The organism is Aliivibrio logei (assembly GCF_001691055.1).
Taxonomy (GTDB): Bacteria; Pseudomonadota; Gammaproteobacteria; order Enterobacterales; family Vibrionaceae; genus Aliivibrio; species Aliivibrio salmonicida.
In genome coordinates, this window is sequence record NZ_MAJU01000031.1 from 23,479 (window position 1) to 39,093 (window position 15,615).

A 15,615-nucleotide genomic window follows, 5' to 3' on the forward strand; every position below is an offset into this window, starting at 1 on the left:
GCGATTCATGACTCGATTAAACATCGGCTTGCTCCTCAAAGGGTCTGAACAGTTCAACACTGGTGCTTGCACTCGAATCATTGACCGACAAGGTTAATGATTTAATCAACATCATTTCATTGAACCCTTGATGAACATCAACCACTGGAACGGTGCGATTAATCGCGCTTCCTGTCAGTTCATAAAATAAAGCCGGTATCGAGGTGGAGACACTCAGACCTTGAGCGATGGCCAAGTCACGCTCGTACTCTGCGCGAGACAGGCAAGAGGCCGCACTTTGCAATTGGTCGGACACAATTACCGTCTTGCGCTGTGTGTTGGCAGGGGCGTAGGTTACCACCGCGTGCGCGTCATCCCACTGGCCTTGTACTTCAATGTGATAAAACTGTTTAGTGAAGTTGCGAGCAATCGATAGGGATTCAATGTTCTTACCCACTTCAAGGCGAACACCTTGAAGTGCAGCGTGTGCAGGGTTTTCTAGGGTAAGAACGCCATTGCGCTCAATCAGTATCACGCCTTGCTCTTTGGCTAATTGTGCGAAATTATCCACCGGTGATTCTGCATTGATTTGAAACTCATCAATGATGCTAAGGGTGGATGCATCAACAAGTGATCGCGTGGTTAAACCAAAATCACTGGCAATACTGCCAAGCAGGGCGTCCAACGTTTGATCGTAAACGGCATCCATTGTGATTTTTGAATCAATCATATTGGCACTCAATGAGCGACCAGACAGACTCATGGCAAATTCACTGCTTGCGGTGTTGGTTCCTACCGTATCAATGGTGCCAATGAAGATGCGCTTACCATCGAGTTTGAACTCAACAGGCAACGGTTTTGTGATCACCATAGGAACAATACTGCAGGTAAAGGTGTGCGCGAGTTGTTCAATAGCAAACCCAACCTCTGCACTTAAAAATCGCACGCGCTGACCGTTAATAAACAAAGATAATTGACTCATGGACTCACCGCCATTGCGACAGCATCACGCAAGAACAAAGGATGCTGAGTGGAATTCAAAGCGATAATCAATCGGGGATCGGCATGATGATGGTACGCAAGAGCTAATGCAGGTACTGGGCGTGGTAACGTTTTGTGTCGGGTTGGTAAACTTCCTTTGGTTACTTTACCAATTTGCACGCCAACGCCATCTTTTAGTACCACGAGTGCATTGAATAACAGCAGACTCTCAAGAGTAGAGACGTTTGTTGCTTGTCCAATACGCGCTTCTATTTCCGTAGTAATACGTTGTAGATCGTTAAGAATAAATAAGGGCTGTGTGGTTGATTGCACCACATCAAAGTCATCGCGTGGCGTAATATCGGCAATGTCTCTGCTCATCAATACGGCGGCAACAACCAATTGCACATTGAAATGAGGACTTGGCACGTTAGGATCGATTAACTCAAGCATGGAGGTTTGTGCCAGGCGTGCATTGTCGACGGCTTCATTGGTAGGGCGCTTCTCTGAGCGTACCGCTTTAGTGAGGCCATTAACCGTCTTGCTGAGTTGTTCGGCGAACTGCATCGGTGCATTGGCAATGCTTGAGATGGCCACCAATGCGCTGTTTAGCTCTTGGTTTAACTGAGAAAGGATCTGACTTGGTATACTCAGCTTGCTCGCAATGCTTTGCAGTTTGGTGACTAACCCTGTAAAGCGGGCACGTAACTCATTCATGTCTGAGATGCTTGCCCCGTCAACGTCGTCCACGAACGTGGCGGATGAAACACTCATCACTTCGTCTGCTTGTGTTACGGCATTGAACACGATACCAGACGCGGCGACCACTGAGCTTAATGTTGGTAATTCGCCGCCACGAACAAAGGCAAGGGATAGAGTGACCAGACCGAGCTTGGTATCAATCTTTAATGAGTGCGTTTGAAAGACGAGAGGCAACTCACCCAGCCACGGATGCTCAAGCTCTCCCTTGGGCGTTTTGTCTAGGTTAGCGAGTAGGGCGTTCGCCTCTACCAACGAATTTGAACCAACCAGAACAACCTCAAGCGATAGATTGCTGGCCGCGCTACCCATGACCTTAATGACAGGTAATTCAGCGTAAGGGATCTCGCTGATGTGCAGCCGCTTACCACCATCAATGGCAGTGCTTAATATGTTGAGTTCAAGCCCATTCCATCGTCCTTGTTCGTACTTTCTTTCCCACATTGCGCTCTAATTCTCTGGTCGTATGCATGGTTGTGCATAGTTATGACGAGTGGAGCGCGCGCAGGCCTTGCGTCGGCACTCCCCCCCCTCCGCACCGAAATTCAGCGCGGTTAAAAAACGAAAAATAGGAGCTGCATGACTATGCAAAAGAAGTGCGCGTAACGCATTGATAAGAAAAGAAAATCTTTGTTATTATGGCAGTTATCGCGCAGACCTTCAAGATCGCAATCGTTCGTTTCAGGGTTTATTCAACCCTATTTAATTGTGAAATATCACGTTAATTAATGTCACTCATATTTTTACTCGAAAGAGTAGAATACGGAGTGATATTTTATGTCCGCCGTCCATGCCGAAACTAACTTGTGAATATAAGAAAAATTGGTCTCATCAAAGCAATTAATGGCGTAAGCATGGCCAGACCATCCACCCATCGTTTCGCTATTGGTGAGTAAGAAAACTAACATGGCTCCGTTTGGTAAAACGATCGGATTGCCTTTAACGGTGAGCCCTTGTGAGCTCGCTAAATGAAGAACATGCTTTCGGATCATTTCACTTTGAAGAGGCGTTGCTGATAGGAAGATGTGGTTATCTCCGGTCAACATGGCATCGTTCAGGGCTTTTTCTCCGAAATGGTATAGCATTTCATTTTTATTCATCAAACATATCTACTTGGTCATCGCCAGAGCACAGCTCTGGTTGCAATTCGGGGTCGGGTTTTCCGCCAGTGCGTTTTCGTAAATGAGAGAACGACAAGTGCAAGACGAACACTTCGGCGCAATTTAGATTCACGCACTGACAATATAATTCTCGCAGTCCATCACTCACTCGTCTTGATGTTGTAACTTTTCCTTTTGAATGACACTGCGGACATTCAATAAGAAGAATGCGAGTCATATTTTTTTATCCAATCATTTTGCGCTTAGTGCGCGTAACCATCGGTTGGTTTTCCGAAGAACTCAGCGTCGGTCATACAACCAATATAAGAGATGGCTTGAATGCTTGCGCTTTCGGCTAGTTCTGTCTCATTGATTATTTGCTGTCTACAACGTTCAATAACAGGCTTTGAGACATAGGGATTCGTGGAGTTTATTTGAGCTTCGCGGCTAAAGGTTGTGCCATCAGAGCAATAAACTAATAAAGAAACATGATGCCAATGAAGGCGATTTTTATTATCTACACTCACGTTATTTACCAACATTAATAGGGATAAAACTGCCTTGGAAATAGAGTTAATTTCCAAAGCAAATCAATGTTTTATTATAACATTTACGATCTGCTAATGCTTCATTTATCAATAAAAAATACGATGTTTATACGTTCAATACACGTTGGGTATAGGCAAGTTCTAGGGTATTTCGTATACCACAAAAGCCTTCAACGCCCCTGCAAGGGGCTTATTGCTCCAACTTCTAACACTGACTCCACTTTATTAAAGAAAACCCCACAGTAAGCCGTAGGGCTTCAAATAACCCCGCAATCTAGATCTTGCCTTTCTTTTAATGCCAAAACCATCGCGTAGCGATAAGAACTACCCCTTAACAAGCAGAGTGTGGCCAACTTACCTGTCGAATGACAAAAAGCACGTTCAGCGCAGCCAACGAAGACAGGGAAGCCTGCGTTCTTGTGATGTGGTCAATGTTGGCTGTGGGGCCCGCTAATTTTTCCCACGGTGGTTTCTGTTTTCGTATGAGTACATTAAAAATTAATGGGAGGTACTTTTATCAACAAGCATTGTTGGAGTCAGATATTTTTGAAATATATAAATAAAAGAATATTAGCAGGACTCACAAGGGGGCTATACCTCACTAGAAAGGGGGCTATTCCGACATAAGTGGATAACTTATAGAATACGATCCAAAAAGGATCTCGATGTGGCCATAATGGATCGAGTTATCGGTGTTCATAGCTTACTTATTAACCAACAATAAACAGCCGGCATAGCAAGGCCCACTCAATCAAGAGCGTGACAAGGTAACTATATTAGGGTGTTGAGGGTGAGAGCTCGCTCTGCTTAACAGAGAGCCCCATGCGACTTAGTAGGTTATTGGCCATCTTGGTGATGTTAGGTATGTCTGTGCTGACCGCCCAGCCTTTGGCTTTAATGCGCTCAACTAACTTGCGAGAGATGTAGGTAAGACGATCAACAGCTTTCATGTCCGCCAGTTTGATGGTGTAGCTAGAGGTTGCTTGTGCGTGCCTGTACTCCCACACGCGGAGGATATTGCTCTGGCAGTATGTCTTTAAGGCTATGTCTGCATCGTATTGCTCATAGCGTTTGGCGGCTTCTATTTTGCGGCGTTGGATCTCGATTGAACGTAAGTGTTCAAGCTCTTCATTTTTAACACCCAGTAGTTCGTAGTACAGAGGCGTTGCACACAGTGTTCTTGGCAGCCTGCCATCATGCATAATATCTTGAATGGCTTGGCCGCTGTGTTCGGGTTCGTACAAGATCCCCATAATAACAAGCTCTTTCATTATCCATGAGATAGTCGAGCTTGATACATTGATCTCTTTACCAATCTCAATACACAGGCGAGCCACGTTAATGCAGCCTGTTACCGCATCTGAGTTGTAGGCGATCCAACGTAGGGTGTTTTCGATATTTTGTTTATGATCAGATCTAAACGATAGGTTACGTTTACGCAAACCAACTTCGATTAGCTTATGTACCAGACATGGCCATTTTGCACTGACCCATGCGCCGTGTTTTTCAATCGTGTTGAACACTTTGCGGTTCAGTGTCGGTATGTGTTTCTTCTTGCGCTTCGCATAAGGGACAACATCGAGTTCAGCGTCCAGTGATTCCTGTGGATGCCAGACTGGTGCAATAGCCCATCTGCGAGAGTGGTTTGTTTTTAACTCAAGAGGTGTTGTGTCGTTACTTTCCGAGCGCATACGACTAAGCGCAGCGAGCGGTTGCTCACTGTGCTTATTTGTGTCGTTAATGTGCTTGGGTGTATTCATTAATGTATCTCTTCGATTACTTAACTACGGCGATGCTGTAGCCGTTGTTCATTTTTTGATGCTTGTAGCATCTCAGCCTCAGTTCTAAATCAAATCTAATGGTGGCGATGTTTTCATTACGCATACGGTCTATGCAGGCTACGATTTTACGTGAGGTAAAACGGTCGCTTTTCTTTTCCGCCTCGTAGACAGCGAGTAATAGCTCAAGCAATCCACCGCCTCGACTTGCAGAGTGGATCTCTTTGTAGAGCTGTTTAATTGTTACTGTCTTATTTGTTGTTTTCATTTAGCGATCCTTAAATTACTTAACGGCATGGAAGTTGTAAGTATGCGTATGTGGGTAACTTAATTGCTTTTGGCGTTTATATCTCACCACTCGCTCAGCCAATGACTCATAGCGTCTTATTTCTGTTTCTTTATGAAAGATCTTGTGTGCTTTTTCTGATAGATCACAAGCCACCATCACACCATGTTTACGTTTCGTATTAGCTAGGGCGGCAATAAGGGCCGTAACTCGCTCGGTGCGAACTGCTGCATATAGCTTTTGGTAGCTTGTTTTTATTAATGATTTCTTTTTCATTGTTGAACTCATTCAGATAACTCCAAGTGATTAACGCAAAACGCACCGGCATGGCCATATAGCGAAACGACAACCTCACCTAAAAAAATTCTAGGCGCGCTAGAAACTACGCCTTCGTGGAAATCTTTCTTGTTAGAAAGAGAGAGAAAGAACTTAACTTTCGCATCAATGGGGAGTGCTTTTGCCGCTTCCGGTACTGTCCAAACTTTCATATTCAATTACCTTTGTGGTTAATGTTATGGGTACTTATCGCCACAAAAAGGGCAATAACTCATGATTGGCCTGTGTAACTTTTATGTAATTCAGTCCAACCATCAATCTGTGATGCTACTGGTGCACAACCGTGATTTTCCGCATACGCCATGATCATCTTTATTAAAAAGTCTTCTCTGCTCATCACTTACTCTTTTAACTTAATTGAGCCACGTTATTTGTGGCGCGCCATAAATCTGCCCAATCTTTTAAATGCTCAGTCGATGGTGTGTGTCCATGATTTTGCATATATGCGATCGCCATTTTTGCGATAAATTCTTGTTGTTGCATCATTACGTTGCCCTCAGTCGGTAGCCACCGTTATTCCACGGCTCTAAAATTGATTGTTGGTGCAGTAGGTTTAATATGTGCTTGCTTTGCTCTTGTGGCATTCCAAAGGCCGCTTTTAACCCTCGATAACTGGGCTTTACCGCGCCACTTAAGATTGCTGTTTTTACATCATCCATAACACTTGCAACAAAGTGCATCTCAAGTGTTTTATCTGTGCTTACACTTGGCAATACACTTTGAATTTGTTGACATACACTTGGTGGTATAACCGTTGTGTTTACTGGGCTTGATACACTTTTTACACTTGTCTCAAGTGTATTTAACGAATGCAAAGTGAGAGCCATTACGAAAGAAACCACTTCGATAGAAACCGCAATGAACAGGGTGATTTTTGAGTCATACTGACTAAGTAATGAAGAGTCTTTTGTGTTTGATTGTGCGTGATAAAGCGCATTCAGCTCGTCAGTTACACGAGAAACAGTGATTGCCGTTCTATCTGCTTTTGATATTTGGTTTGCGCTGAGTTGCGTCTTAGAAAGTAACTGTAAGTTATCTAACTCCAGTTTCTTGTATTTGATTTGTTCGGTTATGGCCACGTTCTGTTTGGTGGCTACCGTCATTTGATTTGCGCCTTTCTCAATGGCTGAGATAGAAGCAATGGTGCTTATCACCATAAGTGCGCCTGTTAAAGCAACAAGAAGTAGGGCAATAAGTGAATTCTGTTTAGCGACAGTGGGTATAAAAGTGGGTGAAATAGTTTTTACTAAATCTAGAGTGATCCCAATGATCGCAAATATGATCGCCACACCAATGGCTGAGCCTAATTCATACATGAATAAATACGTTAAATACGCAGACGTAATTGCGCATGAGAGCAATACGAGCGTGCAGAATGCTTTAGCTAGGGAAATATTCATAATACAACCCGCAATCAAAGAGGCAGTGCAGGAACGGCGTCAGAGCCTAGATTTCTTGCGGTATCCATAAAAAACGCCGCTGAATCATGATCTCCAATATCGTAAGCCATTGTGGATAGCTCTGCGATTTGATTGGTTAGCCTTTCTCGCATATTTTCAGAGCGTACGCGACGAGAGTTGTCAGGCAGATTATTTTCAATCATTTCATACTGTTTATGTTGATAACCTTGCAGTATGCCGTTATAGATAACAGTAAGGGCTTCAGTGTTCATCATGATCTGCACTCTCTCGAATAACAACCTGTTGGTCGTTGTTTAGCGTAATAATGGCTATTTTTTCATGGGGAAATATAATCATTTCCTCAGCGAATTTGTTGTGTTTTATTTCCATCTCAACGATGGCGCGGTAGAAGTTCGACGAATATTCACAATAAGGAACAATGCTGATTAATTGGTGCTTTGTTACTGAGAATATTTGTACTGAAATCACCGTAAACCTCTGCCAATGAAATGGTTATGCGTTGCTTTTATCTGATTTCTTTTTATCTTTTGATAACTTAGATAGGTCAGACAAAATAAACTGCCCAGAAGCTACGCGCTCCTTAAACTCAATCATGTCTATATATCTAGTACCTTTAGCGTTTTCTCTTGGGACTTCAGGAATATCGCCTGCATTCATACGAAGAATTACAGAATGTCTAGACATTCCGGTTTCCTCACAGAACTTCCCTATCGCCTGAACATAAGCTGCCATTTGTGATACCCTTTAACGTTTCGTGTTATTTCGTGTTATTTCGTATTATTTCGATTACATCGTTTGATGTACTAGAACAATTTACATCAAACGATGTAAGGGGTCAAGAATGAATTTAGGTAAAAGATTAAAAGCAATGAGATTGTCTGAAATGCTAGAGCGTGAAGAAATGGCTCAATTGGTTGATATACCAAGAGGAACCATTAGAAATTACGAACAAGAAGTAAGGGAACCTAGAGGTGATAATCTTACAAAGATTACAAATCACGAGCGTTTTGAGAAGTACACATTCTGGTTGATGACAGGCAAAACCCTACCCGAGTCGGGTCAGGTCTGTCCCGATTTTTCTATTCTATTGCAATGCGGAATTATCGACGCAGAGACGATGGAAAAGCGTGCGTAATTACCTGCATTAAAAAATATTATTCGTGGGGTGTTTTATGATTGAGAGTAGTGAGAAGGGTTACTATTCAACGCTTGAACCTGCGCGTTTTTTTCACATAGAAAAAGACGCTAAAAATTATGAAATTAGATTGGCATTACAGGCGCAGCGCAATAACCCAAACAAGGATATGCGCACACTGGATGAGTTAATAATGATCTGGTATCGAATGCACGGTAAGACATTGCGTGATCATATTAGATTAAGAAAATTGTTATACCGAGTATCGGAACGCTTAGGTAATCCGATCGGTAGTGATTTTAAAACTGAGCAATTTGCTAAATACCGAGAAATGAGAACAGTAGAGGTTAGTACTGCAACTATTAACCGCGAGCACTCTTACTTGCGAGCAATGTTTAATGAACTTGATAGATTAGGAGTGATTAAGTATGAAAATCCACTTCTTAAGATTAGGCAATTTAAAGAAAGAGAAGGGGAGTTGCGCTATTTAAGTCATAACGAAATTGGGCGATTACTTGAAGTGTGCAAGACGTTTCGCAATCGTTCGTTAGTTCACATAGTAAAAATATGCTTGGCTACTGGTTCGAGATGGGGAGAGGCTGAAAATTTAAAGCCCTCGCAAATTCGAGATCACAAGGTGACGTTCTTGAATACGAAGTCTAGTAAGAACCGAACGGTGCCAGTTAACTCGATACTATTTGATGAACTAACTAAATTAAAACCAGTTAACGATAATCGAATGTTTTTGAACAGCTTAACAAGCTTCAGAAAAGCAGTGGCAAAGGCCGAGATTAACCTACCAAAGGGGCAGATGACTCATGTCTTACGCCATACGTTTGCGAGTCATTATGTAATGAATGGCGGAAATATAGTAAAACTGCGTGATACGTTAGGCCATAGCGAAATAACTACAACAATGAGGTATGCGCATTTGGCTCCTGAACATTTAGAGGAAGCATTGGTGCTAAATCCTTTGAATGATCACCAGTAGATTTATTTGAATAAATAAAAAAGGCAGTTACCTCGCTCGCTCGAATGAGGCAACTGCCTTTTGCATTAATCATGAAAGCTAACTTGGCTCATAGATTATAATATTCCCTTGCATAACCTTGATGGCTATTTTGTGCATTTTTAAAATTCGATTCAAAGCCAGTGATTGCCTTTGTCGAATTCAAGTTTGTCTCTATGTTTTTGTTCTTTTTCGTGAAAATTTTCTTCATGATTAAAGTCATATAAGTGTGCGTGAGCTATTTCTCTCAACGGGAGGGCTACTGTGAATGTTTTTAAGTCAACATCTTTTTGGTTGTTATTTTTTATTTCATCCATAACATCCTGATAAGGAGTTACAGTTTTTAGTTCCAACGTGTCTTTGTCTCGATAACCACTAACATAAGGAATTATATGGATATCATTAAAATCATTTGAATAAATCTCCGTGACAAATCCTATGTACACTTTTCTGTCCGACATGGTAAATAAAATGGGCATTTCATGATAATGTGACATAAAGAAAAGCCTTGTAAACTCAGGGCTTTTAGGGTCTTCGGCAAACTGATTGAAAAATAGAGCCTTTTTATTTCCTTTTATAAAGTAATATAATGCAGGAATGACCCAAGCTAAAAGCATAGATATTAGTGCAATATCGAATACAATCACCTCTGAGGCTGATTGCCCTCCTTTAAATACATCAATTAAAATATAGCGCCCAAAAGATACATCAAGACCAGTAGCGTTACCGATTTGCAATCCGGCTATGTATACGATGGTGGCGATTGAGAATAAAATAGCCCCCAAAACAGCTGACATAAGGAAGGTATGGTACCCACTACTACGCTTTAAATTATAGTGTGTTTTATGGTAATTTTTTGCAAAAGAATAACCTGCTATGCAGAGGATCAAGACAAAAAAAACGGAAGGTTTAATCATTTAAGTTTAACTCATAAAAAAAGGGCTAATAAATATTAGCCCTTTGATAAAAAATTATTAAGCTTGTGCTTTTGGTCGAGCGCTAAAGTTTTCACTAGCTGCTTTTGCTTGGCTCCGAATCCCTTTATTTCTTCTAAATGCTTCAAAATCCATTTTTACCACATCAGGACTGATCATTTTAAGAGTAGGGTATTCTTTGCTCGGTTGTTGAGTGCTTTCTCGCTGAAATAGCTTTTTGAAAAACTTCATAATCCAACTCATTATGGCATCTCCTTTTAAATTACGTATAGTTTTAAATTAGAGGTAGCATATCTGTTATATGACAATAACGTTAGCTTATTACTTGATATAAAGTCAATGTATTTATCGTCAATTTTCGACGCTGAAGTATGTAATTTAATCAACGCAACATCATTTATAGTGCTCTTAACTTTTGAGAGTAATGTGTAAATAGAATGCGTGTTGGTAATTAAATCCCCTTATGGTTTTTAGCCAGTACAATCACTAATTTGTAATAATTTCAATGATATGCATTTAATATTCACTTTAATGAATGGTGGTATGTTGTTGATTTTGACAATTTAGGTAATATTTAAATGACTGAATGTGTGAAATAATACGAAATAGCATGAAATAACACGAAACGTATTAATGCACTAAAATAACTCATTGTTTTTATAGGTATATTGTTCGTTTTCCAAATCCGCGTGTTGGGAGTTCGAATCTCTCCACCCCTGCCATATTAAGGCCTTAGCAGAAATGCTAAGGCCTTTTTTTGTTTTTTAATAAATCTTAAATTAAAAAATCATATCTAACAAGAAGGTTTATGAGATAAAAAAAACGCACCTTAGGTAGGTGCGTGTAGGAATGTTTATCTACAAGGATGAATGTTACAAGCTTATTCTACATTAAACATAGCCCACACTAATTGGCACTTAATAATTCATTGTAATTAATATGCCTATTTTAGTATTTTTAAAGTGGTGATTAACGTATGTATTCATTATTGGCATCATAGATAGTTTCAGTTCTATTGATACTTTCTGTGTTCAAATGCCCCTAATTTGGTAGAATAACGGCATATTTAAAGGAGAGTAATACAATGTCAATGTATGTAGTGGGTCATAAAATTCCAGATTCAGATTCAATTTGTGGTGCAATCGCACTTGCTTATTTAAAAAATCAAATTGGCGAAGCAGCTATTCCTGCTCGCTTAGGTGAACTTTCTCCTGAAACAGCATTCATCCTTGATAAGTTTGGTTTAGAGTCTCCAGAGTTTAAAACTAGCTATGCTGGTGAAGAAGTTTATATTGTCGATCATTCAGAATTAACTCAAGCACCTGATGATATTGCAGAAGCAACCATTGTAGGTATTGTTGATCATCATAAATTAGGAGATTTAACAACATCTACACCTTTAGAGTGTTGGATTCGTCCTGTTGGTTGTAGTAATACAATTATCAAGATGATGTATGATTTTTATCAAGTTGAGATCCCTCAGAATATTGCTGGCATTATGTTGTGTGCAATCTTGAGTGATACTGTTATTTTTAAATCACCAACATGCACAACCGCTGATATTAAATGTGTTGAAGCATTAGCTGAAATCGCTGGTATTGACGATTTTAAAGCATTAGGCATGGAAATGTTTAAGGTGAAATCGGCAGTTGAAGGTACACCTGTACGTGATCTTGTTATGCGAGACTTTAAAGATTTCAATATGAATGGTGAGCTTGTTGGTATTGGTCAACTTGAAGTTATCGATCTTTCAGTATTTGATGATATTAAAGAAGAATTAGAAGCGGATATTGCAGTGATGAAAGTTGAGGGTAATCGTCATACGATGATTCTACTTTTGACCGATATCATGAAAGAAGGTTCTGAATTATTAGTAATCAGTGATAATGAAGAACTAACAGCAAAAGCTTACGGTAAAGTTACTGAAAATGGACGAGTATGGCTTGATGGTGTTCTTAGCCGTAAGAAGCAAATTGTTCCTCAATTGCAAGAAGTTTTCGCATAATAACTATAAACATGGTTAATAAGTAAAAAAGCCCATACATATTATATGTATGGGCTTTTTTGTTAAGAAGCTTCTAATATTTCTATTTCTTGTGGCGAGTTATTCGGTATTCCTATTTCAATTCCTTCTTTTTTTATAACTCCGCACTCTGAACAAATGATGGTTTGAGCATTGTCAGAAATGAGTAACTCGTGAGAGTAACATTTTGGGCATTCGTCAATATGATCCATTTCTTTATCCTATTTCAAGCAAATAAGGCTGTGTTTCTATTTTTATAATGGTTGTTCTGTAAGATTATTCTTACTTATAGAACATCTTCCTTTAATGGGATAGTACTTGAAATCATTATTTTAAATATGATCCATTTGTGAGATTGAGTTCAAATTTACTGTTACAAAAAGTAAGTCGATCGCTTGAGGATTTATAAAATAAAAATATGTGAACTGACAGCAAATATTTGCTGTCAGTATTAGGAGGTTAGAAAGGAAAAGAGATAAATTGTCTAACGATTAATATTTAAGCGTCGAGTACGTTTGTTCCAGCTACGAACGACAGAATAACGCCACAGACCACGAATACCAAAGTAGCCGATTAACGAAGATAATATGGCACACACAGCACAACCTAATAGGAATGGAGGTCCTATTGTTGACATTTGTGACCCAATAAACTCCCAAGACAGTTCGAAATGAAAGTTTTGTGGAGGAGTAGATAGTAACCATGCGCCAATTTTATACGCGCCATAGAATAATACTGGCATGGTCACTGGATTACTTACCCAAACTAATGCGATCGAGAGTGGTAAATTTACACTGCATATAATAGCGAGTCCTGCTGCCATAATCATTTGACTAGGAAGAGGAACAAAGGCCATAAATAGTCCAACAGCAAAAGCGCCAGCAGCAGAGCGACGATTTAAACACCATAAATTGGGGTTATATAAAACATTACCAAATATTTTTAATGCTTTTTGGCGCTTAATGGTTTCATGGTTTGGTAAAAAACGTTTGATAAATTTTCTTGGCATAAGTTTATGCTTCTATTAAATGACGTACGTCTAAAAGGCGTTGTCGTGATTCTTATTCTTTTGTCGTCAGCCTATTGGCCGACAAACATGCCCTTTACTTTAGTTGTTATATGTTACTTTGGCTATATAGTTACTTTTCGCATGTCTAAAATGAGAATCATTCAAGGTGTACTGCTCGGTCTTGTAATATCGGCATTACATATAGAGCGTTACAAAAGTGCAAATAAGGAAATATATAGCCTAGGGCATGATATTACCATCAAAGGTGAAATTCAAAGTCTAATTGCGTTTAAAGAACCAACTTCTTCTATTTTAGTTCAAGTGAAAGAAATTAACGGTAAATCTCTATCTAATATGAGGACTCATTTACTTCGCTTATCAATCCGCGATTATAAAAAGAAGATGCTTAACAGAGATGAAGCGGTTTTATTTCAACAAGGAGATGTGTGGCTTTTTGATATTAGACTTCGACCTCCAATAGGGCGTCATAACGAAACGGGATATAAACTAGAAAATTACGCGTTATCGAAAGGGATCCATGCTTACGGAAAAATCAAGAATGCCACTTTATTCGAAGAAAATAAAAGTTACCGCTCTCAATGGTTTTTGCAAGTATATGAACAAACAATCGAAGCACAGTTTCAACCGTTGCTACTTGCTTTGTCCTTTGGATATAAAGGTAATATATCCGCTGATGATTGGACAGTGTTACGTAATTCTGGATTAGCTCATTTACTTGCTATATCTGGTTTACATATTGGTTTTGTTTACGGGTTAGGTTGGTGGTTAGGAAAACTGGGACGGTACATTCTTCAACGACGCTTAACGCAATGGCTACCTCTTTTTAGTGGTTGTGCATTAGCCATTTTTTATGGTTGGTTAGCCGGCTTTTCTTTACCTACGGTTAGAGCTCTGATTGCCTGTTTATTTGTTTCTAGTTTATTAATGACTCGAACGGTATGGCCTAAGCATCAGATTTTATTGTGGTGCGTGTTACTTTGTTTAGTTATAAATCCTTTTTCCGCACTCTCTATGAGTTTCTGGCTTTCTTTTACTGCGGTATTAACGGTACTTACGACACTGCATATTTATCAAATATACATAAAAAATACGGAATCTCCTCGCTTAACTAAAATATTACAGATACTTGCCGTGCAATTTGGTTTGTTTGTTTTTTTACTTCCGGTGCAAAGTTATTTTTTTGGAGGGGTAAGCCTTTTGTCTCCATTAATCAACTTGATTGCCGTTCCTTGGGTCAGTATGGTCACTGTACCTATAACTTTGTTTGCTGTTGTTGTCAGCTTTGCTGATAGCGAGTGGCTTAAAGGATTGTGGCAGTTAAGTGATCTCTCTCTTTTGCCTGTATGGCACTTAGCTGAATCAGTTGAAGGGTCATGGATATCATTATCAAGTAACATAAGTTTATTTATTATTAGTCTTATTATTTTCCTAGGATTAATGGTCTTTTTCTCTTTTAAAATTATATTGCCAATATTTGTTCTATTGATGATCTTAATGGCGGTAACTAAATCAAAACCTGAATGGCAAGTTGATTTTTTAGATGTTGGGCACGGATTAGCTATTCTTATAGAATCAAAGGATAAGACCATACTCTATGATACGGGAATGAAGTGGAATAATGGAAGTATCGCAGAGAGTGTAATTGAACCAATTTTACACAAAAGAGGGATTTCAACCTTAGATGGCTTGATCTTGAGTCATTCTGATGGTGATCACTCTGGAGGGAAAGATTACCTTTTAACTCATTTTTCACCTAGGTGGGTAAGGCGCAGTGAAGTTGATTCAAAGGCTTTACCTTGCGTAAAGGGAACTGAGTGGAAAGAGGGCATGATGGAGTTTGAAGTATTGTGGCCGCCAACATTAGTTAAAAGGGCTTACAATCCTCATTCTTGTGTTGTTAAACTTACCGTTGATAAATGGGTGTTTTTATTTACTGGCGATATTGATTCAATTTCAGAAATGTTGATCTTAAATCAAAATGAATTTAATAAGGTAGATGTTTTTCTTGTTCCTCACCACGGTTCTAATTCATCGTCGACTGAGCGCTGGGTAAAAGAGATGGGGGGAAAGATTGCAGTGGTCTCTAGTGGCTTGTTTACCCCTTGGGATCTGCCGAGTAAAAAGATTAAAGAAAGACATAAAGTAAAGAATATTGATTGGTTAGATACTGCACAACTAGGACAGATACGAATAACGGCTTCTGATGAAAAACTACTCATTAAAGGTTATTCAACCGTTAATAGCCACGTTTGGTACAGAAAGCTATTTGGCGATAACTTAAATACAGAGTAGAAT

Annotated in this window: 22 protein-coding genes and 1 pseudogene; 4 read left to right on the forward strand and 19 right to left on the reverse strand. The window is 39.6% G+C overall.

Features of this window, described 5'->3' with window-relative positions; all coding sequences use genetic code 11:
• Positions 1–16 precede the first annotated feature (16 nt).
• The 15 genes and pseudogenes from A6E04_RS19305 to A6E04_RS19360 all read right to left on the reverse strand — a co-directional run bounded on the left by A6E04_RS19305 (position 17) and on the right by A6E04_RS19360 (position 7,872).
• Positions 17–961, reverse strand: coding sequence for a phage tail protein (locus A6E04_RS19305; protein ID WP_065612134.1), 945 nt, complete (start codon positions 959–961; stop codon positions 17–19).
• Positions 958–1,896: a hypothetical protein gene (locus A6E04_RS19310; RefSeq protein ID WP_244886303.1), complete on the reverse strand. Its 939-nt coding sequence runs from the start codon at positions 1,894–1,896 to the stop codon at positions 958–960. Before A6E04_RS19310 ends, A6E04_RS19305 begins: the two co-directional genes overlap by 4 nt.
• 9 nt (positions 1,897–1,905) lie before the next feature.
• Positions 1,906–2,163, reverse strand: a pseudogene (locus A6E04_RS21520) (DNA circularization N-terminal domain-containing protein); the annotation flags it as partial.
• A gap of 299 nt (positions 2,164–2,462) precedes the next feature.
• Positions 2,463–2,804, reverse strand: coding sequence for a terminase large subunit domain-containing protein (locus A6E04_RS19315; protein WP_175365444.1), 342 nt, complete (start codon positions 2,802–2,804; stop codon positions 2,463–2,465).
• Positions 2,805–2,811: 7 nt separating this feature from the next.
• The gene (locus A6E04_RS21020) at positions 2,812–3,057 is read right to left on the reverse strand and encodes an Ogr/Delta-like zinc finger protein (RefSeq protein ID WP_083199105.1); all 246 of its coding nucleotides are present in this window, start codon (positions 3,055–3,057) and stop codon (positions 2,812–2,814) included.
• 25 nt (positions 3,058–3,082) lie between these two features.
• Positions 3,083–3,346, reverse strand: coding sequence for a hypothetical protein (locus tag A6E04_RS19320; protein ID WP_139078883.1), 264 nt, complete (start codon positions 3,344–3,346; stop codon positions 3,083–3,085).
• A gap of 797 nt (positions 3,347–4,143) precedes the next feature.
• Entirely contained in the window at positions 4,144–5,127 is a 984-nt protein-coding gene (locus A6E04_RS19325) for a hypothetical protein (protein ID WP_065612138.1), read from the reverse strand.
• 16 nt (positions 5,128–5,143) lie between these two features.
• Entirely contained in the window at positions 5,144–5,413 is a 270-nt protein-coding gene (locus tag A6E04_RS19330; RefSeq protein WP_065612139.1) for a hypothetical protein, read from the reverse strand.
• Between the two features lie 15 nt (positions 5,414–5,428).
• Positions 5,429–5,707 carry a hypothetical protein gene (locus A6E04_RS19335; RefSeq protein ID WP_139078885.1) on the reverse strand — a complete coding sequence of 93 codons (279 nt, stop codon included), beginning with the start codon at positions 5,705–5,707 and terminating at the stop codon, positions 5,429–5,431.
• Between the two features lie 8 nt (positions 5,708–5,715).
• Positions 5,716–5,919, reverse strand: a complete 204-nt coding sequence (locus A6E04_RS19340) for a hypothetical protein (RefSeq protein WP_065612141.1) — start codon at positions 5,917–5,919, stop codon at positions 5,716–5,718.
• Positions 5,920–5,978: 59 nt separating this feature from the next.
• The gene (locus A6E04_RS21600; protein ID WP_280513418.1) at positions 5,979–6,104 is read right to left on the reverse strand and encodes a hypothetical protein; all 126 of its coding nucleotides are present in this window, start codon (positions 6,102–6,104) and stop codon (positions 5,979–5,981) included.
• An 11-nt stretch (positions 6,105–6,115) separates the two neighbouring features.
• On the reverse strand, positions 6,116–6,253 hold the full coding sequence (locus tag A6E04_RS21385; RefSeq protein ID WP_175365443.1) for a hypothetical protein: 138 nt from the start codon (positions 6,251–6,253) through the stop codon (positions 6,116–6,118).
• Positions 6,253–7,167, reverse strand: a complete 915-nt coding sequence (locus A6E04_RS19345) for a hypothetical protein (protein WP_065612237.1) — start codon at positions 7,165–7,167, stop codon at positions 6,253–6,255. The genes A6E04_RS21385 and A6E04_RS19345 overlap by 1 nt, the downstream gene beginning before the upstream one ends.
• A gap of 14 nt (positions 7,168–7,181) precedes the next feature.
• Positions 7,182–7,442 (reverse strand): hypothetical protein, encoded by a 261-nt coding sequence (locus tag A6E04_RS19350; RefSeq protein WP_065612142.1) that lies wholly within the window; start codon positions 7,440–7,442, stop codon positions 7,182–7,184.
• A 238-nt stretch (positions 7,443–7,680) separates the two neighbouring features.
• The gene (locus tag A6E04_RS19360) at positions 7,681–7,872 is read right to left on the reverse strand and encodes a hypothetical protein (protein ID WP_139078886.1); all 192 of its coding nucleotides are present in this window, start codon (positions 7,870–7,872) and stop codon (positions 7,681–7,683) included.
• A gap of 184 nt (positions 7,873–8,056) precedes the next feature.
• Between A6E04_RS19360 and A6E04_RS19365 the strand changes: the two genes are divergently transcribed.
• Entirely contained in the window at positions 8,057–8,323 is a 267-nt protein-coding gene (locus tag A6E04_RS19365; RefSeq protein WP_244886297.1) for a helix-turn-helix domain-containing protein, read from the forward strand.
• A 37-nt stretch (positions 8,324–8,360) separates the two neighbouring features.
• Positions 8,361–9,314 carry a phage integrase gene (locus A6E04_RS19370; RefSeq protein ID WP_065612146.1) on the forward strand — a complete coding sequence of 318 codons (954 nt, stop codon included), beginning with the start codon at positions 8,361–8,363 and terminating at the stop codon, positions 9,312–9,314.
• Positions 9,315–9,466: 152 nt separating this feature from the next.
• Here the strand turns inward: A6E04_RS19370 and A6E04_RS19375 are convergent, their stop codons facing one another.
• Entirely contained in the window at positions 9,467–10,249 is a 783-nt protein-coding gene (locus A6E04_RS19375) for a hypothetical protein (protein ID WP_065612147.1), read from the reverse strand.
• A 57-nt stretch (positions 10,250–10,306) separates the two neighbouring features.
• Positions 10,307–10,510, reverse strand: a complete 204-nt coding sequence (locus A6E04_RS19380; RefSeq protein ID WP_065612148.1) for a hypothetical protein — start codon at positions 10,508–10,510, stop codon at positions 10,307–10,309.
• Positions 10,511–11,351: 841 nt separating this feature from the next.
• On the opposite strand from A6E04_RS19380, the gene A6E04_RS19385 reads away from it, so the two are divergent.
• A complete protein-coding gene (locus A6E04_RS19385) occupies positions 11,352–12,272 on the forward strand; it encodes a manganese-dependent inorganic pyrophosphatase (RefSeq protein WP_065612149.1) in 921 nt (306 codons plus the stop codon).
• 62 nt (positions 12,273–12,334) lie between these two features.
• Here A6E04_RS19385 and A6E04_RS21390 read toward each other — a convergent pair whose 3' ends face one another.
• The gene (locus A6E04_RS21390) at positions 12,335–12,502 is read right to left on the reverse strand and encodes a hypothetical protein (protein ID WP_017023128.1); all 168 of its coding nucleotides are present in this window, start codon (positions 12,500–12,502) and stop codon (positions 12,335–12,337) included.
• Between the two features lie 272 nt (positions 12,503–12,774).
• Positions 12,775–13,299 (reverse strand): DUF2062 domain-containing protein, encoded by a 525-nt coding sequence (locus tag A6E04_RS19390; RefSeq protein ID WP_012552039.1) that lies wholly within the window; start codon positions 13,297–13,299, stop codon positions 12,775–12,777.
• 6 nt (positions 13,300–13,305) lie between these two features.
• On the opposite strand from A6E04_RS19390, the gene A6E04_RS19395 reads away from it, so the two are divergent.
• On the forward strand, positions 13,306–15,612 hold the full coding sequence (locus tag A6E04_RS19395) for a DNA internalization-related competence protein ComEC/Rec2 (protein ID WP_065612150.1): 2,307 nt from the start codon (positions 13,306–13,308) through the stop codon (positions 15,610–15,612).
• Positions 15,613–15,615: the final 3 nt, after the last annotated feature.